Origin of the sequence: Streptomyces carpinensis (assembly GCF_002154505.1) — a bacterium.
Classification (GTDB): Bacteria; Actinomycetota; Actinomycetes; order Streptomycetales; family Streptomycetaceae; genus Streptomyces; species Streptomyces carpinensis.
The window spans coordinates 1-24,909 of sequence record NZ_MUBM01000130.1 but is presented as its reverse complement, the minus strand read 5'-3'; the positions used below and the strand labels follow the sequence as shown (position 1 = coordinate 24,909).

Here is a 24,909-nt window from a genome sequence, read left to right as displayed (position 1 = left end):
GGGCGGTACGGGGGGATCGGGGGAAGACGGTGCCGTCGAAGAGCTTGCGTGCGGTGCGCACGACAGCAGTGCGGCGGGCCACCGCAGGGGTGTCGCCGTCGCCTGCGTCGACGTCGGTTTCGATCTCCAGGAATCCGGTGGGGTGTTCGATGCGGAGGGGGTGGTCTCCGGCGGGCGGTCGGGCGAGGCCCTGCGCCACCGTGCCGGGTATGCGCAGCCCGGCCGCCACGCTCGCGGCGCCGAGGACGCCGATGGAGGTGTGGCAGCGCACCGGGATGAAGGTGCGGGTCATGACGGCACCCCCGTTCGACGGCGGGGCCAGCAGGCTCAGTTTGGGCACGGTGGCGTTCTCGACGTCGCCGAGTCCCATGCGCCGCCCGGCCTCCAGCCGGATCTCGCGGAGCCGGTCGGCCAGGGCCAGGTCCTCCTCCAGATCCCTGGGGCTCTCGTAGCCGGTGACGTTCAGCGCGGCGGCGGGGATCAGCACGGTGGGCATGCCGTTGTCCACACAGGTCACCTCAGTGCCGGCGATCATGTCCCGTACGTTTCCGGTGGGCAGCAGCGGACTGTCGGTCGCCGGGAACTCGATCACCACGGGGGCGGCGCTCCCGGGTACCCCGGAGATCTCCGCGTCGCCGGTGTACTCGACGCGCCCGCCCGGGGTCGGGAAGGTCGCGACCGCCAGTTCCCCGGTGTTGCGCATGCGGATCCGTACGGACGTCTCGCCGTCCCCGGGGGCCACGAGCCCCCGCTCCACGGCGAACGGGCCGACCCCGGCAAGTATGTTGCCGCAGTTCTGACCCTCACTCACTTCTACGTGTTCGACGGCGACTTGCAGGAACAGGTAGTCGACGTCCGCGTCGGGATCGGCCGACGCGGAGACCACGGCCACCTTGCTGGTGAGCGGGTGGGCGCCGCCCAGGCCGTCGATCTGGCGCGGGTCGGGACTGCCCATGATCCGCAGCAGCAGGTCGTCGCGGGCGGCGGGGTCGGCGGGCAGGTCATCGGCCAGGAAGTAGGCGCCCTTTGAGGTGCCGCCGCGCATCAGCAGGCAGCGGACCTCCTCGGATCCGGTCATGCCCCGTCCCCGTCCCGCACATGGGCGTCGTACGACCGGTAGGTCACTCCGAGCCGTGCCAGGGTCTCGCGCAAACCGTAGCGGTCCAGGCCGAGTTGGCCGTCCTGGAAGGCGGCGCGCGAGGCGGCCTCCTTCTCCTCCCGGGCCCTGGACGCCTCGGCCGCCTGCCGGGCCCGCTCGCGCGGCACGACCACCACGCCGTCGTCGTCGGCGAGGATCACATCGCCCGGCCGGACCAGTTGCCCGCCGATGGCGACGGGCACGTTGACCGAGCCGCCGGTGGCCTTCACGGTGCCCTGCGCGCACACGGCGGCGGACCAGGCCGCGAACCCCATCTCCCGCAGTTCGGCGGTGTCGCGGACACCCGCGTCGATGACAAGGCCGCGCACCCCGCGCCGCTTGAGCGCGGTGGCGAACAGCTCGCCGAACATGCCGTCGGTGGAGGGCGAGGTGGTGGTGACGACCAGGACGTCTCCCTCGCCGCACTGCTCGACGGCGGCGTGGATCATGAGGTTGTCTCCGGGCCAGGACAGCACCGTGACGGCCGTGCCGGCGATGCGCACACCCTGCTGGACGGGGCGCAGCCGGGCGGGGAGCAGGCCGGTGCGGCCCATCGCCTCGTGCACGGTGGCGACACCGAAACCGGCGAGCGCCTCGACGTCCTCGGCTGCCGCCTTCGGCGGGTCGGTGACGATCACGCCGCTCATGCCAGCTCCTTCGTGACCTGCGGGTAGGGACGCATGTAGGCCTCGGCCATGGTCTTGTGGGGCAGTCCCAGGTTGGGCCCGGCATTGCGCTTGAGCTGGACGCCGCGGCGGACGGCCAGGTCGGTGTAGTAGTCCCACAGGTGCTGCTGGGCGCCCAGGCACTCCATCGCCTTGCGCTTGGTCTCCCACACCTCGGTGATGTCGAGCAGCACCTCGGGCCGGAAGCCGCTCATCTCCGGCTGGTGCGGCTCGAAGTAGAAGACGGGCGGGGCGCCGATGATCTCTCCGGGCCCCGGGTAGCCGATGGCCTGCGCGAGCACGCGGGCCTGAAGGGCCATGTGGTTGGCGGCCGGGTGGTCGCCGTTGTACGGGTCCTCGACGGGGTGGGTGAGCACGACGTCGGGCTGGGTCTCGCGGAAGACGGCGACGAGACGGTCGGTCAGTTCGGCGGTGGCGACCAGCGGATAGTCCCCGGCGTCGAAGAAGCGGACCTCGGCGCCGAGCGTGGCGGCGGCCTGCTCGGCCTCCTCCCGGCGCATGGCCTTGATCTCCGCCAGCTTTCTGCCCTCGCGCCAGGCCTTGGCGGACTCGCCGCGCTCACCGAAGGTCAGGCACGCGATGGTGACCCTCTCCCCGCGCGAGGCGGCCAGGGCGATCGCACCGCCCGCCCGCCAGACGAAGTCCCCGGCGTGCGCGGTGACGACGAGTGTCGATCGTGGTGGGGACGGTGGTCCCCCCTGCTCGGGCGAGGCCGAGAGCTTCGGGGAGGGCGCGCCTTCGTGCGTCATTGCTCATGTCTCCTTGGTGGACAGGTGTCCGCCCACCCCCTGGCGCCGCTCGCACGACATGCCGTTCGCACGACCGGGCGCCGGCACGGCGCGAGGCTCGCACGACGTGCCGTCCGCGCGGCTCGGCGTCCGTACGGCTCAGCGTCCGTACGGCTCGGCGTCCGTTCGGCATGGCGTCCGCACGACGTGCAGTCCACACGGCATGGCGTCCACACGGCCTGACGTACGGACAACGTGCCGTCCGCACGACGTTCGTGCCGCACGACGCTTCGGCCGCGCGATGTTCCGGCCGCACGGCACTCAGGCCGCTCGGGACGTCAACGACGTGAGACGTCAGTCGCGCAATGCGTCGATCACGCTGGTGAGGTGGGCGCGGACGGCCGACTCGGCCGCCTGCGGGTCCCTGGCCCTGATCGCCTCGATCATCGCCAGGTGCTCGTTCAGGGACTGCTGCGGACGCCCCGGTCTGAGCGCCAACTGGAAACGGTGGCGCACCAGTTGGGCGTTGAGCCGCTCCAGCAGCTCCACGGCCGTCAGCTGGCCGGAGAACTCCCGGATCCGGGCGTGCAGTTCGTGGTTGAGCTCGGAGTACGTGACCGGCTCACCGCCGGACACGGCCTTCTGCATCGCCGTGCCGAGATCGGTGAGTTCGGCCAGCTGCTCGTCGCTCGCCACGACGGCCGCCTTGGCCGCGCACAGCCCTTCGAGGACCATGCGGCACTCGGTGATGGCGACCGCTTCCTCGACGGACACCACCCGGACACGCGAACCGCGGTTGCGGATCCGCTCGACCAGGCCCTGAGCCTCCAGGTCGATCAGCGCCGCGCGGATGCTGGCCCGCGTCACACCGAACTGCTCGGCGAGTTCGTTCTCCACCAGCCGCTGAGCCGGTGCCATCTCGCCGTGCAGGATCGCCTGCCGCAGTTGCGCGAGCGCATGCTGCTTGGCCTGCTCCCCGGTGCCCGGACGGGCTTCCTTCGGCATCGTCGCCCTCCCTGAATGAGTGCCTGTCGAACGTAAATCTAGCCCACAACATTGTCAACAATTTTGTTCGCCGAATTGCCTCGAAGCGGCCGGGCGACGGCCGGTGCACTCGGGCCGGCTCACTTGATGATCGCGTTGGCCACCACGACGATCAGCCCGAACAGGGCGTCCACCACCCCTGTGACCAGCGCGACCGCCCATCTGCGCCCCGCCCACCTGGCCGAGAGCAGCCCCAGGGCGAACAGCAGGGCGACGTTGAAGGCGAACGCCGGGTACTCCACGCTGTCCGCGGGCCACCAGCCCCAGCCCGCGCCCGCCAGGATCAGGACGCTCGGCAACATGGCCACCACCACCGGCCACTCGGCCACCAGGGCGCGCAGGGCCTGTCCGCGCCGGTGCGGGCCGCGTTCGGCGATGTAGTGGGCGTAGCCGTGGGCGAGGGCCGAGGCGAACGCGGTCACCAGCAGCCAGGCGGCGTCGTAGCGGCGGCTCGCCGCCGAGTTGTGCCCGTACTGGGTGAGCGCGGCGATCATCGCGCTGGCCACCACGGCGCCGTAGACCCCGCCGAAGAGCAGAAGGGAGCGGAAGTCGTGCGCGGACCGCTCGGGTACGGCCGCCGTGGGCTCAGCCATGGGCTGCTCGCTTCCCGGGCGTACGGAGACGGTCCACTCAACGATCACCCGAGCCGCCCGCACCCGCCACTTCGCCGCCCACCCGCCACCCGCCGCACCGAGGCGTCCGTACGGCGCGACGAAGTGTCCGTGCGGCCGGCCCGATCCCCCACACTCTGTCCGGGCCGCGGGTCCCCCGGCCCCGGCTAGGGTCCCGGCATGACCCACAGCCTGACCGACAGCTTCGCTCTCCACGTGCCCGGTGTCGCCGACGCCGAGCTCGCCCCCGAACCGCTGGACCCGGGGCAGATCGTCTCCGGGACGCCGCAGGTGACCGGAAAGGTGGTGTGGGAGTCGGCGGACGGCCGCCAGATGCGCGGAATCTGGCAGATCACCCCCGGGGTCGTCACCGACACCGAGGCGGACGAGCTGTTCGTGGTGATCAGCGGATCGGCGACCATCGAGGTGGAGGGCGGCCCGACCCTGCGCGTCGGCCCCGGTGACATGGCGGTGCTGCGCGAGGGCGACCGTACGACGTGGACGGTGCACGAGACCCTGCGCAAGGTGTACGCCGTCAACCTCTGAGTCCGGCCGGACGGCCGGACGGCCGGACCGCCGGACGCTGTTCGGGGGTCAGCCGGCCGTCGTCGCCTGCGGCATGTTGTACGGAGTCACCACCTGGATCGCGGACGGCAGTGCCGGCCCGGCGGGCGGCAGGGCGCCGTGGGCGCGCATCACGAGCCGGCAGGCCTCCCGCATGTCCTGGCGCAGGTCGTGGTGGAGCACGGCGGACAGGCGGTGCTCGCGCAGCAGGCGGGTGTTGTCCTGGTCGAGGTCGTGGGCGATGAACACCGCGCACGCGCGGCCCAGGTCCTCGAAGGCCCGCAGGGTGGCGATGTTTCCGCCGCCGATCGAGTAGACCGCGCGGATGCCCGGGTCGCGCTCCAGCGCGGCCCGGACGAGGTCGTACTGCGTGGCGTCCAGGCCCTGGCCCTCGGCGATCTCCACCAGGGCGCGGCGCGGCCGGCCGGCCCGCATGGCGCTGCGAAATCCCATCTCGCGCTCCTCCTCGTTGCGGAAGAAGCCGTTGCTGAGACTGGTGAGCACGTTGCCGGGCCGGTCGCCGAGCCACTGACCCATCAGGTATGCGGCGGTGGCACCCGCCGCCCGGTTGTCGCTGCCGACGTAGGCGAGCCGGGCGGTGGCCGGCAGGTCGGTGACCAGCGTGACGACCGGGATCCCGGCCGCCATCAGCCGGCCGGCCGCCGCGGTGACCTCGGGGACGTCCGGGGCCTTGAGGATCACGCCCTGCGAGCCGCGGCGCGCGATCCGGTCGAGCGTCCTGAGCAGCTCCTGCGCCGGGCCGGTCTCACGGAAGTGGAAGCGGGAGCGGACCACGGCCGGGTGCAGGGACGGCAGTTCGGCCTCCAGGGCGGCCCGGACGGCGGTGGTGAACCGCTCCGGCGCCTGCATCACGATGTCGAGCATGAACGTTCGGCCGACGAGCCGCACCTGGGTGCGCTGCCGGTCGAGGTCGGCGATCGCCCGGTGCACCTCCCCCGCGGTGCTCTCGCGCACCCCTCCCCGGCCGTTGAGCACGCGGTCGACCGTGGCCTCGCTCAACCCGGCCTGACGTGCGATCTCACGGATCGGGAAGGGGTGGCCCATCGGACGGCTCCTCGGGCTGCTTGAGGGGTTTTTGATGGCTTGCTGCTGGTTGTTCGAGGGGTTTGTACTGACAAGAATGACAGGGCCGCGTCGCCCCCGTCATTGAAAGGACGGCGATGTACTCCACCTCCCCGCACCTCTCCCCTGGTCGCCGCGCCTGGCTCACCGAGCAGGACTGCGACCTCGACGCCTTCCGCGCGCTCGTCGAGCGCACCACCGACCTCGCCGGCCATCCGCACGCCTCGGCCGTGGAGCAGGGCGTCCTCGTCTACGACGGCGAGCGGCTGGTCGCGGCCGACGACCGGCGTGCCGTCCAGGCCGAACTGGTCCGCGCCCTCGACGAGGGGCCGGGCGTCGTGGTCGTCCGGGGCGCCTTCCCCGACCCGGCGGTGGTGGACCGGGCGACGGCTGTCTTCGCCGCGCTGATCGCCGAGCAGCGTGCCGCCGGCACGGCCGCCGGGGATCACTTCGCCAGGCCGGGCGCCAACGACCGAGTCTGGAACGCCCTGGAGAAGGCGGCCCTGCACGACCCGGAGACCTTCGCCGACTACTACGCCAACGACGTCCTGGCCCTGGTCTCACAGGCCTGGCTCGGCCCCGGTTACCAGGTCACCTCCCAGATCAACGTGGTCAACCCGGGCGGCGCGGCCCAGACCGTGCACCGCGACTACCACCTCGGCTTCCTCACCGACGAGGTCGCCGCCGCCTACCCCGCGCACGTCCACCGCCTCTCCCCCGTGCTGACCCTCCAGGGCGCGGTCGCGCACTGCGACATGCCCGTCGAGTCCGGCCCGACGATGTACCTGCCGTACTCGCAGCGGTACGAGCCCGGTTACCTGGCCTGGCGACTGCCCGCGTTCCAGGCCTACTTCGCGGAGCGCCACGTGCAGTTGCCGCTGGCCAAGGGCGACGCCGCCTTCTTCAACCCGGCGCTCTTCCACGCCGCCGGGACGAACCGGTCGTCGGACATCCGACGCATGGCCAACCTGCTCCAGGTCTCCTCCGCCTTCGGCCGCGCGATGGAGACGGTGGACCGGGAGGCGGTGGCGAACGCGGTCTTCCCGGTGCTGCTCAAGCGCAAGGCGGAGGGCGTGGCCCCCGAATGGCTGGAGCGGGTCGTCGCCGCGAGCGCCGAGGGTTACCCGTTCCCCACCGATCTCGACAACGACCCGCCGGTGGACGGTCTGGCCCCGTCCTCCCAGGCGGACCTCATGCGGCGGGCGGTGCGGGAGGAGTGGCCGGCGGACCGGCTGCGCGCGGAGCTGCGGGCCGGTGCCGAGCGGCGCAGGAGCTGAGGAGAGCTCATGGGACAGACACGGCTTCTCGACGGAAAGGTCGTCCTGGTCAACGGCGGCAGCCAGGGCGTGGGTGCGGCGGTCGCGCGGGCCGCCGTCCGCGAGGGCGCCGTGGTGGCCGTGACGGGCCGGCGCCCGGAGCCGGGTGAGGCGCTGGTGGCGGAGCTGACGGCGGCCGGCGGCAAGGCGATGTTCGTACGGGCCGATCTGGCGGACGCGGAGCAGGCCAAGGGCTCCGTGGCCGAGGTGGTCGCCGCCCACGGCCGGATCGACTGCCTGGTGAACTCCGCCGGGCTGACCTCCCGCGGCACGCTGCTGGACACCACCGAAGAACTGTTCGACGCGCACATCGCGATCAACCTGAAGGCACCGTTCTTCGCGATGCAGGCGGCGGTGGCCGACATGGTGGCCCGCAAGGCCCCCGGCACCGTCGTCAACATCATCACGTCCTCGGCGCACGGCGGGCAGCCCTTCCTCGCCCCCTACGTGGCCGCCAAGGCGGGGCTGGTGGGGCTGACCCGCAACGCCGCGCACGCGCACCGGTTCGACCGGGTCAGGATCAACGGACTGAACATCGGCTGGACCGACACCGAGGGCGAGGACGCCACCCAGCGCGTCTTCCACGGCGCCGGTGACGACTGGCAGGAGCAGGCCGCCGCGCGGCTGCCGATGGGCAGGCTCGGCCAACCGGACGAGATCGCCGACTTCGTGGTCTTCCTGCTGTCCGAGCGGTCCGGGGTGGTCACCGGTTCGGTGATCGACTGGGACCAGAACGTGCTCGGCGGACTCGGCTGACGACCCGTCGGCACGCCCCGCGCCGCACCCCGCACACCACGCCCACGCCCCGGCGCCGCTCAGCCCGTACGACGCCCACGCCCCGGAACCACGCACCACGCACCACGCACCACGCACCACGCACCACGCACCCAAGGAGCACCCGCACCCATGCGCATCGGAATCCTCGGCCTCGGCCGTATCGGCGCCTTCCACGCCGAGACCCTGTCCCGACTCGACGCCGTCGAGTCACTCGTCGTCGCCGACCCGTTCGCCGACGCCGCCCAGACCGCCGCCGAACGGTTCGGGGCCGAGGTCGCGGCATCGCCCGAGGCGGTCCTGGCCGCCGGGGTGGACGGCGTCGTCGTGGCCGCCGCGACCGACGCGCACCCGGCGCTGATCCTCGCCGCGGTCGAGGCCGGCGTCCCGGTCTTCTGCGAGAAGCCCGTGGCCCGCACCATGCCGGAGGGCGTCGAGGTGCTGAAGGCCGTCCAGGGCGGTGACGTGCCCGTGCAGATCGGCTACAACCGCCGTTTCGACGCCGGTTTCACGGCCGCCCGTGCGGCCGTGCGACGTGGTGAGCTCGGCAAGCTGCACACCGTGCGGTCCACCACTCTGGACCCGGCGCCGCCGCCCGCCGCGTACATCGCCGCCTCCGGGGGCATCTTCCGCGACTGCTCGGTGCACGACTTCGACATCATCCGCTGGGTGACGGGCCGCGAGGTGACCGAGGTGTACGCCGTCGGCGGCAACCGGGGTGCGCGGTACATCGAGGAGGCGGGCGACGCGGACACCACCGGTGCGATCCTCACCCTGGACGACAGCACGATCGCGGTGGTCTCCAACAGCCGCCACAACGCCCGCGGTTACGACGTCCGCATGGAGCTGCACGGCTTCGCCGACTCCGTCGCGGTCGGACTCGACGACAAGCTGCCGCTGCGGTCCCTCGAACCGGGGGTGACCTTCCCGGCCGGCACCCCGCACGACTTCTTCATGGACCGCTTCACCGCCGCCTACCGCGCCGAACTCACCGCGTTCACCGAGGTCGTGGCCGGGCGCCTGCCCTCTCCGTGCACCGTCGAGGACGCGCTGGAGGCCGGCTGGATCGCCGAGGCGTGCACCCTGTCGCTGCACGAGCACCGTCCGGTGCGGATCGAGGAGGTCCGCACCGTCTGACGCACGTCACCGGGCGGCGGGCTGTGCCGGCAGGCCGAAGACGTGACCCGGCGTGACGATCTTCGTGATCGCCTCGCCGAACAGTGTGCTGGGCTCGCTGCCCTTGTGGTCGATGTCGGTGTTGAGCAGGACCACCAGGGTGGCCCGGGCGGAGGGCAGGTAGACGGTGAGGGACTCGTAACCGGGCAGGGAGCCGTTGTGGCCGATCCAGCCGTGGACGTCGAAGATGCCCAGGCCGTAGCCGGCGCCGGGGATCGGGGTCGGTGGTGTGGTGAGCCGCTGCTTCTGCGTGGCGGGGCTGATGAGGATGTGGCCGTCGGGCAGACGGCCGGTGGCCACGGTGCGGGCCCAGACGCGCAGGTCGTCGAGGTTGGAGATCATCGCGCCGGCCGCCCAGCCCCAGGAGGGGTTCCAGTCGGCCGTCTCCTCCACCTTCCCGGTCGCCGTCTGCTCGGTGTAGCCCTGCGCATGCGGCTGCGGGAACTCGGCGCCGCTCGGGAAGTAGGTGTGGTGCAGACCGGCCGGTTCCAGGACGGCGGTGCGGATGTAGTCGGCGAGCGACCGGCCGCTGACCTTCTCGATCACCAGGCCGAGCAGGACGAGGTTGGTGTTGGAGTAGTCGAACCTCTGGCCCGGCGGGAAGAGCGCGGGGTGCCTGAAGGCGTAGGCCAGCAGTTCCCGCGGGGTGAAGGGGCGCCGCGGGTCGGAGGTGAGTGCCTTGTAGAAGTCGTCGTCCTCCGAGTAGTTGAACAGGCCGCTGCGCATGCCGGCCAGCTCGCGCAGGGTGATCCGGTCGCCGCCCGGCACGCCGTCGACGTATTTTCCGACGGGATCGTCGAGCCTCACCTCGTGCCGGTCGACGAGGCGCAGCAGCGCCGTCACGGTGAAGGTCTTGGTCTCGCTGCCGATGCGCATGTAGAGGTCGGCGGACATTCTGCGGCCGGTGGCCTTGTCGGCGACGCCGAAGGACTTCACGTACTGCCCCTGGTCGGGCGTCCACAGCCCCACGATCACGCCGGGCACGCCGGCCTCGTGCATGACACGCTGGACGGCCCGGTCGAGCCGCCGCGTCACCTCGGGGGTCAGGGTGCGGACGTCGGAGGAGGTCGGGGCAGGGGACGGGCCCGGTGGCGAGGCGGCGGTGACCGCGCCGGGGACGCCTGCCGGTGCCGTGGACGCGGCGGTGGGGGTTGGGCCGGCGAGCGGGGCGGCGAGCATCCCCACGGCCGTCGCGGTGACGGCACCCCGGCGCAGTCCTCGTGTGCACGCGTGTGTCATGGGCTGACTCCGAGCGCTGAGAGTCACCCGCGTCGTCGTGGACGGGCGCGGGGATGTGGAGGCGTCCTTCCGCGGCGGACGCCGACGGGCCCGGCCATGACGTGGGGCGAGCATCCGGTGTCTCACACGCCTCTCACGACCCGACGTCCCCAGCATAGGAGCGCCCCTGCCCCACCGCCTGTCGGGCCGGCGGTCGTCAGGCCCGCCAGACGTTCGCGAACGCCGCCTCCTCGATGGCGCGCCGCTGGCGCACGGCCTCCAGTTCCATCACCGCGTCGTGCACGGCGGCGAGCACGGTGAGGACCGCCTCGTCGGTGATGCCCGGCTCGGCCGGCGAGAGCTCGTCGCGGATGCCCACGGCCGCGGCCAGGGCGAGCAGCACGGGCTCGTCCGCCGCCCAGCGGTACGTCGCCCGGCGTCGGGCCTGTGTGTCGCTGAGTACGGTGCGGCCGCCGCTGAACGGCAGCCACCGGTGCCGTTCCCACGAGACCTGCCCCTCGCGCTCCAGCTCGGCCAGGTAGGCCGACGCCAGGCCACGCCCGCGTCGCCAGAGCCAGTCCTCCAGGGACTCGTACGGCGCCTCGCGCACCAGCGAGGAGGCGGCCTCGCCGAGCAGACGGTCGTCCGGTTCCGGGCGCGCCCGGGGCAGGATGCGCTCGCCGTCCAGCCCGATCGCCTCGGCACGCAGCAGGTCGTACGCCTCGGCCCCGGCCAGCGCGAGCGAGAGGTCGCCGCGATCCACGGGCCGGTTCGGCGCCGCTCCCAGGGCCACGATCATCAGGTCACGCGATGTGCTCATGAGGCTCCTCGCCGGGGGCTACCCGCCACCGAACGACCGGCGCGGACCGTGACGCCTGCCTTGCCGTACCAGCCCGACTGTAGCGCGGCCGGGCGGCGCACGACGGGGAGCGGACCGCCTTCCGGACCCACGAGGGTCACGCGCCGCAGGACCTCAGGAATCTGCGCGTGCGGGTGGCGATGGGCAGGGGCTTGTCCGGTGCGCAGGGATACATGTCCTGCTCCACGATCGCGAACAGCTCGATGCCGAGCCGCTGCGCGGCGACCAGCACCGGCTCCAACTCCGGTACGCCGGAGGGTGGTTCGCACATCACTCCGCGCTGGACCGCCGGCCCGAACGGCACCCCGCCGGCCACCACGTCGGCCAGGATCCCCGGGTCGACCTGCTTGAGGTGCAGATAGCCGATCCGTTCGCCGTAGGTCTCGATCAGCTTGACGCTGTCGCCGCCGCAGTAGGCGTAGTGCCCGGTGTCCAGACACAGGTTGACCAGGTCGGACTCGGTGGAGTCCAGGAAGCGCTCGACGTGCGCCTCGGTGTCGATGTGGGTGTCGGCGTGCGGATGGACGACGATGTCGAGGCCGTACGTCTCCTTGACCTCGTGGCCGAGGCGTTCCATGCCCTTGGTCAGGTGGGCCCACTGTTCGTTCGTCAGCTCCGGCGGCTCCAGGATCTCGGCGGTCTTGTCGTCCCGCCAGAAGGAGGGGATGACGACGAGGTGCCGCGCGCCCATGGCCCGGGTGAGGTCGGCGACCTGGGCGACGTGCTCCCACGTCGACTCCCACACCGAGGGGCCGCGGTGCAGGCCGGTGAAGACCGTTCCCGCCGAGACCTTCAGCTCCCGCCCGGCCAACTCCTCGGTGAGCCGGGCGGGGTCGGTGGGCAGATAGCCGTAGGGGCCGAGTTCGATCCAGGAGTAGCCGGCCTGCGCGACCTCGTCGAGGAAGCGCTGCCACGGGACCTGCCGGGGGTCGTCGGGGAACCAGACGCCCCAGGAGTCGGGGGCCGAGCCGACCCGGATGCGGTCCAGCACGGTGGTCATGTCAGGAGTTCCCTTCGGGGGATGCAGGCAGGGGCGCCGAGAGGTCGTCCGCCTCGGGCAGTTCCTCGACGTCGACGCCCCGTACCTGGGAGAGCTCGTGCTTGAGGGCGGCGAGTTCCGCGCCGCCCGACATGTGGTTGGTCAGCTCCTCCAGGCTCACCTCGGCGCGCGCGGCGGACAGTTCGAGGGTGCCCAGGCGCAGCACGGTGAAGTGGTCGCCGACCATGTAGGCGTGGTGGGGGTTGTGGGTGATGAAGATGACGCCGAGGCCGCGGTCGCGGGCGGCGGCGATGTACTTGAGGACCACGCCGGACTGTTTGACGCCGAGGGCGGCGGTGGGCTCGTCGAGGATGAGGACGCGGGCGCCGAAGTGGACGGCGCGGGCGATGGCCACGCACTGGCGCTGGCCGCCGGAGAGGGTGCCGATCGGCTGTTCCAGGTCGTCCAGGACGATGCCCATGTTGCGCAGTTCCTCGTCCGCGGTCTGCTTCATGCGGGCGATGTCCAGGCGGCGCACCGGCCAGGGGCCTCTGGTCAGCTCGGAGCCGAGGAAGAAGTTGCGCCACACCGGCATGAGCGGGACGGTCGCCAGGTCCTGGTAGACGGCGGCGATGCCCTTGTCGAGGGCCTCGCGCGGGGTGCTGAACCGCACCGGCTCCCCGTCGACCAGGAAGTCCCCCTCGGTGTGCTGGTGCAGCCCCGAGATGATCTTGATGAGGGTGGACTTGCCGGCGCCGTTGTCACCGAGCACACAGGTCACCCTGCCGGAGTGGACTGCGAGGTCGACGCCGTGCAGGGCGCGGATGTTGCCGTAGGACTTGCCGGCGCCCCGGAGTTCGACGAGGGGCCTGTCGCCCTCGGGCGGGACGTCCTTCAGGACTGCGCCGTGGGTTCCAATCTTGTCGGTCGTCATGTCGGTCACCTCCGGGTCGCCGTGCGCCGGACCCACAGATTGATCAGGACCGCGCCGAGCAGCATCACGCCGAGGAACGCCTTGAACCAGTCGGGGTTCCAGCCGGCGTAGACGATGCCCTGGTTGACCATGCCGAACATGAACGCGCCGAAGACCGGGCCGATCGCCGAGCCGTAGCCGCCGGTCAGCAGGCAGCCGCCGATCACCGCGGCGGCGATGTAGATCAGTTCGTTGCCGACGCCCTCGCCGGACTGCACGGTGTTGAAGGAGAACAGCTGGTGCATGCCGACGAACCAGGCCCCGAAACCGACCAGCATGAACAGGGAGACCTTCGTGAACGTCACCGGGACGCCGACCGCCCGCGCGCTGTCCTTGTTGCCGCCGACGGCGAAGATCCAGTTGCCGTACTTGGTGCGCAGCAGCACCCAGGTGGCCAGCGCGGCGAAGACCAGCCACCACACCACGGTGATCTTCACCTGGACCCCGCCGACGTCGAAGGAGGACGCGAAGACGGCCTTGGCCTGGCCGAAGCCGTCCATGTCGCTGACGTCGTCGGTGGCCACGTTCCCGGTGATCAGTTTGGTGACGGCCAGGTTGACGCCCTGGAGGATGAGGAAGGTGCCCAGGGTGACCAGGAAGCTCGGCAGCCCGGTCTTCATCAGCATCCAGCCGTTGAAAGCGCCGATGGCCAGGGAGAGGACCAGGGCGACGATCACGCCGGTCCACACGTTCATGCTCAGCTGGTAGCTGAGCATGCTCGCGGTCAGGGCCGAGGTGATCACGGCGACACCGGCGGACAGGTCGAACTCGCCGCCGATCATCAGCAGGGCCACGGGCAGGGCCATGATCCCGATGGTGGACGACTGGTAGAGGATCGTCGCCATCGAACTGCCCTGGCGGACCGAGGGCGCGGCGACGAGGAAGAAGACGAGGACGGCGACGGCGCCGAGGAACACGCCGACCTCGGGGCGGGCGAGCAGCCGCAGGACCGGTGAGCGGCGCACCGTCCGGCCGTCGGTCTGCTTGCCGCCCGGAGCCGGTGGTGTGCCCACCGCCGGCGCGGCCTGCTGGGACATGTCGGTCACCGGGTGCCCTTCGCGGCGAACTGGGCGACCTTGTCGACGTTGGACTTGTCGACGAAGGCGGGTCCCGTCAGCACCGGCTGCACCCCGCCGCCGCTGTAGTTGCCGTTGTTCTTGTACAGCCACAGGGAGTCCACCGCGAGGTAGCCCTGGAGGTAGGGCTGCTGGTCGACGGCGAACTGGATGTCGCCCTTCTTGATGGCGTTGGTCAGGTCCTTGTTGAGGTCGAAGGTCGCGATCTTCGCCTTGCTGCCCGCGTCGCCCACCGACTGCACCGCGGTCAGGGCGAACGGGGCGCCCAGGGTGACGACGTAGTCGATGCCGCTGTCCTGCTTGAGCTTGGCGGTGATCGTGGACTTCACGGACGGCATGTCGGTGCCGTTGACGTACAGGGTCTCGGTGGTGCCCTTGAACGTCTTCTTCACGCCGTCGCAGCGCTGGGTCAGTCCGATGTTGCCCTGCTCCTGGATCACGCAGACGGCCTTCTTGGCGCCCACCTCGTTCAGCTTGCCGCCGAACGCCTCGCCCGCCACGGTCTCGTCCTGCCCGAAGAACTCCATCAGGCCGAGCTTCTTCCAGTCGCTCAGGCCCGAGTTGAGTCCGACCACGGGTATGCCGTCGCCGACCGCCTTGCCGACGACGCTCTTGAGCGCGTCCGGCTTGGCGAGGGTGACCGCGATGCCGTCGACCTTCTGGTCGATGGCGTTCTGGACGTAGTTGGCCTGGTTGCCGGCGTTGGGGTCGGCGGAGTAGACGAGCTTGATGTTGTCCTTGGCGGCGGCGGCCTCGGCGCCCTTGCGCACGATGTCCCAGAACGTGTCGCCGGGCGCCTGGTGCGTGACCAGCGCGACCGTCATCCGGGGCGTGGTGGCCTTGCCCGCGGAGGCGCCGCCCCCGCCCTCCGTGGCCTTCTTTCCGCCCGAACTGCTGGAGCAGCCGGCGAGCGTCAGGGCCGCCGCCGCGGCGACGGCCACGACGGGGAGGAGTCTGCGGGAGCGAGAAGAGCGGTCCATCTTTCCTGCACCTCACTGTGCGACGAGGGGAAAGGGCGGATCGGGAGGATCCGGTGGACCGGAGCCGGTGCGGACCGGTTCCGGGCCGGGGCCGAGCGCTTGCCGCAGTGCACGGCACGGCTGGTCGGCTGTTCGGCTGATGCGTTGGGACGGGATCCAATCCCCTGCCGCGCCCGCTGTCAATACTTTGTCAAGACATCATTTCACGCTCAGGTCCGAATGTAAGTACAAACTATTGACAGTGAGGGCCCCGGGGTCCTACACCTGGGAGGCGGCAGGCCCCGGGATCCGCGTCTCCACCGTCGCAGGGCCCCCTGGGATCCGCACCCCCCGTATCGCGGGATCCACACCTCGGCATCCCGGGATCCGCACCCCAGCAGCCCGGCTCCAGGAGCGTCGCGCATGGCAGAGCCAGCAGAGCCAGTCGAGTCCGCCCCGTCCGCCCCGCCCTTCGGTCTGATCGCGATCGGCCGCATCGAAGACGATCTCTACCCGCCGAGCTCCGGCGTACCCCTGTTCCGGGCGGAGACGTGTGACGCCCTACCCGGCGCCGACGGCCTCCCCACGCGAGCCACTGCCTGAACGGAGCCCTCCCTTGAGCGTCAGCATCCCCGACCTCACCGCGGTCAGAGCCCGGCACCCCGAGGCCGTCGCCGAGGCCGCCGCCAGCCGGGTGCGCCGCCCGCTGTTCGGCGACAGCGGCCGGCTGATGATCGTGGCCGCCGACCACCCCGCACGCGGCGCGCTCGGCGTCGGCGACCGCAGGCTCGCCATGGCCAACCGCGCCGACCTGCTGCAGCGCCTGTGCGTGGCGCTGTCCCGGCCCGGCGTCGACGGGGTGCTCGCCACCGCCGACATACTGGAGGACCTGCTGCTCCTCGGGGTGCTCGACGGCAAGGTGGTCATGGGCTCCATGAACCGCGGCGGCCTGGCGGGCGCGTCCTTCGAGATGGACGACCGCTTCACCGGCCACCGCCCCCGCGACATCGCGCGGCTCCGCTTCGACGCGGGCAAGCTGCTGCTGCGCATCGACTACGACGACCCCGGCTCGCTGGCCACCCTGGAGGCCACGGCCCGCGCCGTCGACGAGATGGCCGAGCTGCGCCTGCCGGTGTTCGTCGAGCCGTTCATGTGCCGCCGTGTCGGCGGCAGGGTCTCCAACGACCTGTCCGCCGAGGCCGTCACCCGCTCCATCGCCATTGCCTCGGGCCTGGGCGGCACCTCCGCCTACACCTGGCTGAAGCTGCCGGTCACCGACGACCCGGACGACATGGCCGAGGTCCTGCAGACCTCGACGCTGCCCGCCGTGCTGCTCGGCGGGGAGGTCGGCGACGACCAGGAGGGCGCCTACGAGCGCTGGCGCAAGGCCCTGAGACTGCCCACCGTGCAGGGCATGGTCGTCGGTCGCTCCCTTCTCTACCCTGCCGGGGGCAGCGTCGAGGACGCGGTCGACACGGCCGTGGGGCTGCTGTGACCGGCACCGTCGTGAGCCCGTCGTGACCCCGGCGCCCGCCGTGACAAGGAGGCATCGCAACCCCATGACCAGCCCCTACCACCTTCCCGCAGGCAAGGCCGCCGCCGGCCCCTACGCCGTGCACGTCACCCCCGAGTCCGCGGGATGGGGCCACTGCGCTCTCCGTGTCCTGGAGCTGCCGCCCGGCGGCTCGCACACCTTCGACACCGGCGACAGCGAGTGGATCGTGCTGCCGCTGAGCGGCGGCTGCACGGTCGCCGCCGTCGACGACTTCGGCCACGACGCCTTCCAACTCACGGGCCGCGCGGACGTGTTCACCGGCGTCAGCGACTTCGCCTACGTGCCACGGGACGCCCGTACGACCGTCTCCTCCACCGGCGGCGGACGGTTCGCGCTGACCGGCGCCCGCTGCACCCGGCGCCTGCCCGCCCGCTACGGACCGGCCTCGGCCGTGCCGGTGGAGCTGCGCGGCACCGGCAGCTGCTCCCGACAGGTCAACAACTTCGCTGCCGCGGGGGTCTTCGACTGCGACCGGCTGATCGCCGTCGAAGTGATCACCCCCGGCGGCAACTGGTCCTCCTTCCCGCCGCACAAGCACGACGAGCACCGGCCGGGCGAGGAGTCGGTCCTGGAGGAGATCTACTACTTCGAGTTCACCGGCCACGGCACCACGCCCGGCCTCGGCTACCAGCGTGTCTCACCGTCCGGTCCCGGCCGGCACACGGACGTCCTGGCCGAGGTGCGCGGCGGCGACGTCGTGCTGATCCCCGACGGATGGCACGGGCCGTCCATGGCCGTGCCCGGCCACCACATGTACTACCTCAACGTCATGGCGGGCCCCGACGCCGAACGCGCCTGGCTGATCCGCGACCACCCCGACCACGCCTGGATCCGCGGCACCTGGCCCGAGCAGCCCGTCGACCCCCGTCTCCCCCTCTACACGGCACCGGAGAGGTCCTGATGAGCACCCCCACCCACCGCCTGACCGTCGCCCAGGCCCTGGTGCGGTTCCTCGCCGCCCAGTACACCGAGCGGGACGGCGTACGACACCGGCTGATCGCCGGCACCTGGGGCATCTTCGGCCACGGCAACGTGGCGGGCCTCGGCCAGGCACTGGTCGAACACGCGCACGTCATGCCGTACCACCAGGGCCGCAACGAGCAGGCGATGGTGCACGCGGCGGTGGGGTACGCCCGTCAGCGGGGCCGGCTGTCCACGCAGGCGGTCACCACCTCCATCGGCCCCGGTGCCACCAACCTCGTCACGGGTGCGGCGCTGGCCACGATCAACCGCCTCCCGGTGCTGCTGCTGCCCGGCGACTACTTCGCCACGCATCCCGCCGACCCGCTGCTGCAGCAGCTGGAGCACCCGGTCGAGGCGGACGTGTCGGTCAACGACACGCTGCGCCCGGTCTCCCGCTACTTCGACCGCATCACCCGTCCCGAGGCCCTGGTCCCGTCCGCGCTGAACGCCATGCGGGTCCTGACCGACCCGGCAGAGACGGGCGCGGTCACGCTCGCGCTCCCGCAGGACGTCCAGGCGGAGGCCTTCGACTGGCCCGAGGAGTTCTTCGCCGAGCGGGTGTGGCGGGTACGCCGGCCGGCTCCCGATCCGGCCGAGCTCGCCGCCGCCGCGGACGCGATCATGTCCGCTTCCCGCCCCCTGATCGTCGCGGGTGGCGGCGTCCACCACAGCGCGGCCGAGGACGCCCTGAAGACGCTGGCGGACGCCACCGGCATCCCGGTCGCCTCCACCCAGGCGGGCAAGGGCGCGCTGCGCCACGACCACCCGGCCGACCTCGGCGGCATCGGCCACACCGGTACGGCGGTCGCCGACGACCTCGCCCGCACCGCCGACCTCGTCATCGGCGTCGGCACCCGGCACACCGACTTCACCACCGCCTCCGGCACGCTCTTCCAGAACCCGGACGTCCGCTTCGTCAACCTGAACATCACCGCGTTCGACGCCCACAAGCTGGCGGCCACCACGCTCGTCTGCGACGCCCGGGCGGGGCTCACGGCGCTCTCCGAGGCGCTGGCCGGACATCACGTCGACGCCTCCTACGTGGCCGAGTACCGGGCCGGCAAGGAGCGCTGGGAGCACGTGGTCGAGGCCGCCCTGCGCGCCGACGACGACAGCGCCGTGCCGACCCAGACGCAGGTGCTGGGTGCGCTGGACGCGGTGGTCGGCGACGAGGACGTGGTGATCAACGCGGCCGGTTCGCTCCCGGGCGACCTGCACAAGCTGTGGCGGGCCCGCTCCCCGCGCCAGTACCACCTGGAGTACGGCTACTCCTGCATGGGCTACGAGATCCCCGCCGCCGTCGGCGTGCAACAGGCCGCTCCGGACACCCCGGTGTGGGCGCTGGTCGGCGACGGCACGTACCTGATGATGCCGACGGAGATCGTCACCGCGGTCCAGGAGGGCCTGCCGGTCAACGTGGTCCTGGTCCAGAACCACGGTTACGCCTCGATCGGCGGCCTGTCGGAGTCGGTGGGCGCCGAACGCTTCGGTACCGCCTACCGCCACCGCGCCGCCGACGGCGCCTTCACCGGCGCCCCGCTCCCGGTCGACCTCGCCGCCAACGCCGGCAGCCTCGGCATGGACGTGCTGCGCGCGAAGACGGTCGGTGAGCTGCGCGAGGCCCTGCGCACGGCCCGCGCCTCCGACCGCCCGACGTGCGTGTACATCGAGACGGATCCGGCCCCGACCGCGCCGCCGGCCGAGGCCTGGTGGGACGTGCCCGTGGCCGAGGTGGCCGGCCGCGAGGCCGCCGCGCTGGCCCGCGAGCGCTACGACCGCGAGGTGGCGCGGCGCCGCCGCCACCTCTGAACGGGCAACCGTGCCGGCCGTGCACCGTCCGGGGCCACCGGCTGAACCGACCGTGACCGCCCACTGCTCCTGGCACCGGCCCGCCCTGCCCTGCCCCACCCGACCCGAAGGAGGTGCCCCCGTGGCGACGACCGGTGACCGTGTCCGTGGCGCGACCGTCTCCGCGCTCGAGTCCCTGGACTTCGTCCTCGACCGGACCAGTCCGGTGCCGCTGTACCACCAGTTCGCCCAGCAACTGGAGGCGGCGATCGAGCGGGGGAGCCTCGCTCCGGGGAACCTCCTGGGCAACGAGGTCGACCTGTCCGTACGGCTCGGCCTGTCCCGACCCACGGTCCGCCAGGCCATCCAGTCCCTGGTCGACAAGGGCCTGCTGGTCCGGCGGCGCGGGGTGGGCACACAGGTGGTGCACAGCCAGGTCAAACGCCCCCTCGAGCTCAGCAGCCTCTACGACGACCTGGAGACGGCCGGGCAGGGCCCCACCACGCGGGTGCTGCGCAACGAGCTCGTGCCCGCCACCGCCGACGTCTCGGCCGCCCTCGGCCTCCCCGAGGGCGGCGAGGTCGCGGTGCTGCAACGGCTGCGGTTCACGCACGGCCAACCGGTGGCGTTCCTGTGCAACTACCTGCCCGCGGACCTGCTCGAACTCGACACCGCCCGGCTGGAGTCGACGGGCCTGTACCGCATGATGCGTTCGGCGGGCATCACCCTGCACAGCGCCCGCCAGACCGTCGGCGCCCGCACGGCATCCCCCGAGGAGGCCGCCCGGCTCGACGAGAAGGAGGGCGCCGCCCTGCTCACCATGCAGCGCACGGCCTACGACGACACGGGCCGGGCGGTCGAGTACGGCACCCACGTCTACCGGGCCTCGCGCTACGCCTTCGACTTCCGGCTGCTGGTACGGCCGTGAAGACCGCGCACGCACCCGTGGCGCCCGGAAACCGCCGCCCCGGAACGGCGAAGGCCGCCCTCCCTTCGATGGGAAGACGGCCCGTGAACCGCGACTTCGAAAAGTCGGGACGACAGGATTTGAACCTGCGACCCCTTGACCCCCAGTCAAGTGCGCTACCAAGCTGCGCCACGTCCCGGTGCGCTCACGTGCGGTGACCCGCGTGATCGCGCGAACGTCACTTTACCGCACGTCGGGGCCGGGCCGAAGAGGGCGCGGGTTCGGGGGGAGAATCGGCGTATGAGCGACACCTCCTCCGGCCGGCAGGCCGGCGCGCGGGACCGGGACAGTGAGGGGCGGGCGCGCAACGCCCGGCCGCGGGACGGCCTGGGTCGGCCCCTGCCCTACGGCGCGGACGGCGTGCCGCGGCAGCCCGAGGGCGTCGCGCGCACCCCGGAGGAGTCGGTCGCCGAGGCCCAGGCGCTGCTGGACGAGGGCAAGCCGTTCCACGCGCACGAGGTCTTCGAGGACGCCTGGAAGTCGGGTCCCGCCGAGGAGCGCGCCCTGTGGCGCGGGCTGGCGCAACTGGCGGTCGGGCTCACGCACGCGGCCCGCGGCAACGTCACCGGAGGCGCCCGGCTGCTGCGGCGCGGGGCGGCCGCGGTGGAGGAGTGGGTGCGGGACACCGGCGTGCGGGCTCCCCACGGCATGGACCCCGCCGGGCTCACCACCTGGGCACGGGAGCTGGCGGACGCCGTGGAGAACGGCTCGGCGGGGACCGTGGACGCGGCACAGAGGGCACCTCGGCTGCGCGGCGCGGCCTGAGGGCCGCTCTTCGGATCATGCCGGGCTCGCGGGGCGCGGGTGCCGTCGCCACTCCGTGGGTCAGGGCGCCGTAGCGCTGGGTGCGGCACCGGTGGACGCGTTGTCAGTGCCGTACGGCAGACTCGGGGGCGTGCGAAAGATTCATGTCATCGGCATCGGCGCGGGCGACCCCGACCAGCTCACCCTGCAGGCGGTCAGGGCGCTGCGCGACACGGACGTGTTCTTCGTCCTGGACAAGGGCGAGGTGAAGTCGGACCTCGTGGGCCTGCGCCGGGACATCCTGCACGCACACGTACCCGAGGGGACGTACCGCGTGGTGGAGGCGCGGGACCCGGAGCGGGACCGGTCGGCGGGCGGCGCCGGCTACTCCCCCGCCGTCGGGGACTGGCGCAGCGCCCGCGCGGACATCTACGAGCGGCTGATCGCCGAGGAGCTCGGTGAGCATGAGCGCGGCGCGTTCCTGGTGTGGGGTGACCCCGCGCTGTACGACAGCACGCTGGGCATCCTCGAGGAGGTGCTGGAGCGGGGGGCGGTGGACTTCGCGTACGACGTCGTGCCGGGCATCAGCAGCGTCTCGGCGCTGGTGGCCCGGCACCGCACGGGGCTGAACCGAGTGGCCCGCCCGGTGCAGATCACCACGGGCCGGCGGCTCGCCGAGGGGTTCCCGGAGAGCGTGGACGACGTGGTCGTGATGCTCGACGCCCACCAGACCTTCCGGCAGTACGCCGACGAGGACATCGACATCTACTGGGGCGCCTACATAGGCACCCCGGACGAGATCCTCGCCTCCGGACCGATCGCCGAGGCCGCGCCGCGCATCGAGCGGCTGCGCGCCGAGGCGCGCGAGCGCAAGGGCTGGATCATGGACACGTATCTGCTGCGGCGCAGGCCGAAGGAGTAGGTCGCCGGGCGCGGCGGGATGGCCGGGTCCGCCGGGTCGTGCACTTGGTCGCCACGGCTGCGACCAGGGCGGCGGGCGTCAGATGTCACCCAATGGCCAGGTCCAGCCGCTCCAGGGCGGCTCGCGCGTCCGGCACCGCCGTCACCCCGTCCGGCAGCGGTGGCCGCCTCACGACGACGACCGGCAGCCCGAGCCGCCGTGCCGCCGTGAGTTTGGCGGCCGTGGCCGCTCCCCCGCTGTCCTTGGTCACCAGCACGTCGACGCGGTGTGCCCGCAGCAGCGCGGTCTCGTCGGACACGGTGAACGGCCCGCGGGCCAGCACGACCCGGACGTCCGGTGGCATCGGCGGCTCGGGCGGCTCCACCGAACGTAGGACGAAGTGCAGTTCGGAGAGGTGGGCGAAGGCGGCCAGATCCAGCCGTCCCGTGGTGAGGAACACCCGGCGGCCCAGCTCCGGCAGCAGCCGCGCCGCGGCGGCCATCGAGGCGACCGGATGCCGGCGGTCCCCGGGTTCGGGACGCCAGCCGGGACGGCGCAGGACCACCAGAGGTACGCCGGTGGCGGAGGCGGCCAGCGCCGCGTTGCGGGTGATGGACTCGGCGAAGGGATGGGTGGCGTCGACGAGGGCGTCCACACGATGCTCGCGCAGCCAGGCCGCCAGCCCCTCCGCGCCGCCGAACCCGCCGACGCGCACCTCACCGTCCAGCGGTCCGGGCCGGCTCACGCGTCCCGCGAGCGAACTGGTCACCCGCACACCGGGCCGCCCCGCGAGCGCCGCGGCCACTTCACGTGCCTCGGTGGTACCGCCGAGAACCAGGACGTGCACAGACATGCCGCCGAGCCTACGAGGCGGAGCGGGTGGGGCCGGGCGCGGGGCGGAGGCGCGCAGCGGGCAGCGCCTGCCCCGAGTCCGAGAGTGGCTCGACCAAGGGCTGTCCCGCTCGGGATCACGTGTCATCCGCCCGGCGCGGCGACGAGCTCGTGGCCGCGACGGCCGCCGGGCGCTATTGCCCCCGTGCTTCCTGTGGGCCCGTGGGGCGTGGCCCACGCCCGGGGCGGTCACCGCGGGTCGAGAGCGGAGGCCGGCCGGTGCCCGGCGTCCCCCGGCGGGGACGGGCGCTCTCGGTGCCCGGGTCCGGCACCGTCACGGTCGAGGGCGTGCTCGGCGAGGGTGCCCACCTCCCAGCCGGCGTCCCGGCAGGCGGCGACCAGGCCGGGCAGGGCGCCGAGGGTGGCACGCCAGCAGCCGGGGGCCGAGGCGCGGTCGGAGTCGTGCAGAAGGACCGTGCCGCCGCCGCGCAGGTCCGCGCCCACGGTCGCGCGGACGGAGGCGGCCGTCGCGTCCGCCGTCCAGTCCCGCCCCCAGGCGGTCCACAGCACGGGACGCAGACCGAGCCGCCGGGCGGCTGCCCAGCGGCCGCCGGTGAGGATGCCGTAGGGAGGCCGGTACCACGTCGGCCCGCAGCCGGTGATGTCGTGCACGACACGGACGGCGCGCGCGGTCTCCAGGAGATCCCGGCCGGGGGCGGGGAGCCAGGGGCGGCTGTGGGTCCAGCCGTGCACGGCGAGTTCATGGCCCCGCTCCGCGATGTCCCGGGTGAGTTCCGGGCAGCGGACGACGCTCTCGCCGAGGACGAAGAAGGTGGCACGGACGGCGAGCCGGTCGAGCGCGTCCAGGAAGTGGGGCGTGGAGTCGGGGTCGGGACCGTCGTCGAAGGTGAGCGCCACATGGTCCGCGCGGCCGATACCGGCCAGGCGCGGGAAGCAGACGGCGCGGAAGCGCGGCAGCCAGGTGGCGGCCGGCACGATGTGCCCGACCGCGGCGGCGGCGAACGGCGCGAGGACCGCCGCCGCGGGACGCCGGGCCCCACCGCCCGGCCCGCCCGGGCCGCCCGATCGTCCCCGACCTCCCCGGCCTCCCGGGCCTCCTGCCCTTCCTTGTTCTCCGGGGCCGCCCGCTCCGCTCGCGGCTCCCCGTCCGCCTGCTGCTCCCGGTCCTCCTGGGCCCCCTGGTGTGCCTCGGCCTCCCACGTGTTCTCTCCTCCTCATGAGCTCCGCGTTCGTACGCCGCTTCCTTCCCAGCCCCCCGGCTGCCGGGCGCGGACGGCGCCGGCTCGGTGTCCCATTCGCCGGACACCGCCGGGGCGTGGGACAGGCCGACCGTGCCCGCCGCGAGGAGGCCGACGCCGACCGCCTCGGGCACCATGCGCACGCCCAGGACGATGTGTTCCCCGAACAGCGCCCAGCCGAGCGCCATGCTGGTGAGTGCGTCCCCGAGAGTGAGGGCGGGCCGGAGGCGACGAGGGTTGCCCGCCCGCAAGGCGCAGTGGCGCAGCCCGAAGGCGACCTGACCGGTGGCCGCGGTGGCGTACGGCGTCCAGCCGGCCGCCGACGCCGCCGGCCCTTGCGGGAACCGCCCCGTCATCTCCTTCTGGAGAGCCGCCGTCGCCGCGAACAACACGGCCGAGGCCAGTCCGGGCACGGCGGCCCGGGGCGCCCCGCGGACGAGCCGGGAGGCGCCCGGCAGGGCGAGCACCAGGCACCTCACCGCCGTTGCGACCGGGATCCGACGGGCCTGTTCTGCGGTGGTCCGTCCGGCGGAAGGGGCGGCGGCCGCGAGGAACGGGGCGAGTCCGGCGGCCGGGGCCGGGAAGGACAGCCAGGTGGTCCGGTTCGGCCGGCGGCGGAAGACCGCGCCACCGATCGCGAGAGTGAACAGCAGCTCGGTGGCCGGCAGCGGCTGTACGAGTGACAGACTTCCGACGGCCGGCCACCGAGCTGCTGTT

The 24,909-nt window shown here is 72.6% G+C and carries 25 protein-coding genes and 1 tRNA gene; 11 read left to right on the top strand and 15 right to left on the bottom strand.

Annotation, left to right across the window (positions count from 1 at the left end; translation table 11 throughout):
• The 5 genes from BZY54_RS18370 to BZY54_RS18350 form a co-directional block, all read right to left on the bottom strand.
• Nucleotides 1-1,078: 4-oxalomesaconate tautomerase (locus BZY54_RS18370; RefSeq protein WP_086726273.1), on the bottom strand; the 1,078-nt coding region annotated here is incomplete at its 3' end.
• Nucleotides 1,075-1,785, bottom strand: a complete 711-nt coding sequence (locus BZY54_RS18365; protein WP_086726272.1) for a 4-carboxy-4-hydroxy-2-oxoadipate aldolase/oxaloacetate decarboxylase — start codon at nt 1,783-1,785, stop codon at nt 1,075-1,077. The genes BZY54_RS18365 and BZY54_RS18370, both read right to left, overlap by 4 nt.
• Nucleotides 1,782-2,573, bottom strand: a complete 792-nt coding sequence (locus BZY54_RS18360; protein ID WP_086726271.1) for a PIG-L deacetylase family protein — start codon at nt 2,571-2,573, stop codon at nt 1,782-1,784. Before BZY54_RS18360 ends, BZY54_RS18365 begins: the two co-directional genes overlap by 4 nt.
• Nucleotides 2,574-2,906: 333 nt before the next feature.
• Nucleotides 2,907-3,557: a GntR family transcriptional regulator gene (locus BZY54_RS18355; RefSeq protein WP_086726270.1), complete on the bottom strand. Its 651-nt coding sequence runs from the start codon at nt 3,555-3,557 to the stop codon at nt 2,907-2,909.
• A gap of 119 nt (nt 3,558-3,676) precedes the next feature.
• Complete coding sequence (locus BZY54_RS18350; RefSeq protein WP_086726269.1) at nt 3,677-4,189, bottom strand: hypothetical protein; 513 nt, start codon at nt 4,187-4,189, stop codon at nt 3,677-3,679.
• A 210-nt stretch (nt 4,190-4,399) separates the two neighbouring features.
• Here BZY54_RS18350 and BZY54_RS18345 point away from each other — a divergent pair, with 210 nt between their 5' ends.
• Entirely contained in the window at nt 4,400-4,753 is a 354-nt protein-coding gene (locus BZY54_RS18345) for a cupin domain-containing protein (RefSeq protein ID WP_107419750.1), read from the top strand.
• A gap of 48 nt (nt 4,754-4,801) precedes the next feature.
• Here the strand turns inward: BZY54_RS18345 and BZY54_RS18340 are convergent, their stop codons facing one another.
• Entirely contained in the window at nt 4,802-5,836 is a 1,035-nt protein-coding gene (locus BZY54_RS18340; RefSeq protein WP_086726267.1) for a LacI family DNA-binding transcriptional regulator, read from the bottom strand.
• Between the two features lie 116 nt (nt 5,837-5,952).
• Here BZY54_RS18340 and BZY54_RS18335 point away from each other — a divergent pair, with 116 nt between their 5' ends.
• From BZY54_RS18335 to BZY54_RS18325, 3 genes are all read left to right on the top strand, one after another.
• Complete coding sequence (locus BZY54_RS18335; protein WP_086726266.1) at nt 5,953-7,131, top strand: phytanoyl-CoA dioxygenase family protein; 1,179 nt, start codon at nt 5,953-5,955, stop codon at nt 7,129-7,131.
• 9 nt (nt 7,132-7,140) lie between these two features.
• Nucleotides 7,141-7,926: an SDR family oxidoreductase gene (locus BZY54_RS18330; protein ID WP_086726265.1), complete on the top strand. Its 786-nt coding sequence runs from the start codon at nt 7,141-7,143 to the stop codon at nt 7,924-7,926.
• Nucleotides 7,927-8,076: 150 nt separating this feature from the next.
• Nucleotides 8,077-9,081, top strand: coding sequence for a Gfo/Idh/MocA family protein (locus tag BZY54_RS18325; protein ID WP_086726264.1), 1,005 nt, complete (start codon nt 8,077-8,079; stop codon nt 9,079-9,081).
• A 6-nt stretch (nt 9,082-9,087) separates the two neighbouring features.
• Here BZY54_RS18325 and BZY54_RS18320 read toward each other — a convergent pair whose 3' ends face one another.
• The 6 genes from BZY54_RS18320 to BZY54_RS18295 all read right to left on the bottom strand — a co-directional run bounded on the left by BZY54_RS18320 (nt 9,088) and on the right by BZY54_RS18295 (nt 15,205).
• Entirely contained in the window at nt 9,088-10,359 is a 1,272-nt protein-coding gene (locus BZY54_RS18320) for a serine hydrolase domain-containing protein (RefSeq protein WP_086726263.1), read from the bottom strand.
• A gap of 196 nt (nt 10,360-10,555) precedes the next feature.
• Nucleotides 10,556-11,158: a GOLPH3/VPS74 family protein gene (locus tag BZY54_RS18315; protein ID WP_208640691.1), complete on the bottom strand. Its 603-nt coding sequence runs from the start codon at nt 11,156-11,158 to the stop codon at nt 10,556-10,558.
• Nucleotides 11,159-11,294: 136 nt separating this feature from the next.
• Nucleotides 11,295-12,197, bottom strand: coding sequence for a sugar phosphate isomerase/epimerase family protein (locus BZY54_RS18310; RefSeq protein WP_086726262.1), 903 nt, complete (start codon nt 12,195-12,197; stop codon nt 11,295-11,297).
• A 1-nt stretch (nt 12,198) separates the two neighbouring features.
• Nucleotides 12,199-13,110: an ATP-binding cassette domain-containing protein gene (locus tag BZY54_RS18305; RefSeq protein WP_086726276.1), complete on the bottom strand. Its 912-nt coding sequence runs from the start codon at nt 13,108-13,110 to the stop codon at nt 12,199-12,201.
• Nucleotides 13,111-13,115: 5 nt separating this feature from the next.
• Entirely contained in the window at nt 13,116-14,186 is a 1,071-nt protein-coding gene (locus BZY54_RS18300) for an ABC transporter permease (RefSeq protein ID WP_167414020.1), read from the bottom strand.
• Nucleotides 14,187-14,191: 5 nt separating this feature from the next.
• Nucleotides 14,192-15,205: a sugar ABC transporter substrate-binding protein gene (locus BZY54_RS18295; RefSeq protein ID WP_086726260.1), complete on the bottom strand. Its 1,014-nt coding sequence runs from the start codon at nt 15,203-15,205 to the stop codon at nt 14,192-14,194.
• Nucleotides 15,206-15,607: 402 nt separating this feature from the next.
• On the opposite strand from BZY54_RS18295, the gene BZY54_RS18290 reads away from it, so the two are divergent.
• The 5 genes from BZY54_RS18290 (at nt 15,608) to BZY54_RS18270 (ending at nt 20,418) form a co-directional block, all read left to right on the top strand.
• The gene (locus tag BZY54_RS18290) at nt 15,608-15,787 is read left to right on the top strand and encodes a hypothetical protein (protein ID WP_086726259.1); all 180 of its coding nucleotides are present in this window, start codon (nt 15,608-15,610) and stop codon (nt 15,785-15,787) included.
• Between the two features lie 13 nt (nt 15,788-15,800).
• Nucleotides 15,801-16,679: a Cgl0159 family (beta/alpha)8-fold protein gene (locus BZY54_RS18285; RefSeq protein WP_086726258.1), complete on the top strand. Its 879-nt coding sequence runs from the start codon at nt 15,801-15,803 to the stop codon at nt 16,677-16,679.
• A gap of 64 nt (nt 16,680-16,743) precedes the next feature.
• On the top strand, nt 16,744-17,640 hold the full coding sequence (gene iolB, locus BZY54_RS18280) for a 5-deoxy-glucuronate isomerase (protein WP_086726257.1): 897 nt from the start codon (nt 16,744-16,746) through the stop codon (nt 17,638-17,640).
• Nucleotides 17,640-19,511, top strand: coding sequence for a 3D-(3,5/4)-trihydroxycyclohexane-1,2-dione acylhydrolase (decyclizing) (gene iolD, locus BZY54_RS18275; protein WP_086726256.1), 1,872 nt, complete (start codon nt 17,640-17,642; stop codon nt 19,509-19,511). Before iolB ends, iolD begins: the two co-directional genes overlap by 1 nt.
• 121 nt (nt 19,512-19,632) lie before the next feature.
• Nucleotides 19,633-20,418, top strand: a complete 786-nt coding sequence (locus BZY54_RS18270; RefSeq protein WP_086726255.1) for a GntR family transcriptional regulator — start codon at nt 19,633-19,635, stop codon at nt 20,416-20,418.
• Nucleotides 20,419-20,522: 104 nt separating this feature from the next.
• On the opposite strand, the gene BZY54_RS18265 is transcribed toward BZY54_RS18270, so the two are convergent.
• Nucleotides 20,523-20,596, bottom strand: a tRNA-Pro gene (locus tag BZY54_RS18265).
• A gap of 101 nt (nt 20,597-20,697) precedes the next feature.
• Between BZY54_RS18265 and BZY54_RS18260 the strand changes: the two genes are divergently transcribed.
• Together BZY54_RS18260 and cobF are read left to right on the top strand one after the other, a co-directional pair.
• Nucleotides 20,698-21,222 (top strand): DUF309 domain-containing protein, encoded by a 525-nt coding sequence (locus BZY54_RS18260; protein ID WP_086726254.1) that lies wholly within the window; start codon nt 20,698-20,700, stop codon nt 21,220-21,222.
• Between the two features lie 130 nt (nt 21,223-21,352).
• Nucleotides 21,353-22,123: a precorrin-6A synthase (deacetylating) gene (gene cobF / locus BZY54_RS18255; RefSeq protein WP_086726275.1), complete on the top strand. Its 771-nt coding sequence runs from the start codon at nt 21,353-21,355 to the stop codon at nt 22,121-22,123.
• Nucleotides 22,124-22,208: 85 nt separating this feature from the next.
• On the opposite strand, the gene BZY54_RS18250 is transcribed toward cobF, so the two are convergent.
• Nucleotides 22,209-22,955 carry a cobalt-precorrin-6A reductase gene (locus BZY54_RS18250; RefSeq protein ID WP_086726253.1) on the bottom strand — a complete coding sequence of 249 codons (747 nt, stop codon included), beginning with the start codon at nt 22,953-22,955 and terminating at the stop codon, nt 22,209-22,211.
• A gap of 227 nt (nt 22,956-23,182) precedes the next feature.
• A complete protein-coding gene (locus BZY54_RS18245; RefSeq protein WP_425276292.1) occupies nt 23,183-23,929 on the bottom strand; it encodes a polysaccharide deacetylase family protein in 747 nt (248 codons plus the stop codon).
• Nucleotides 23,930-24,909: the final 980 nt, after the last annotated feature.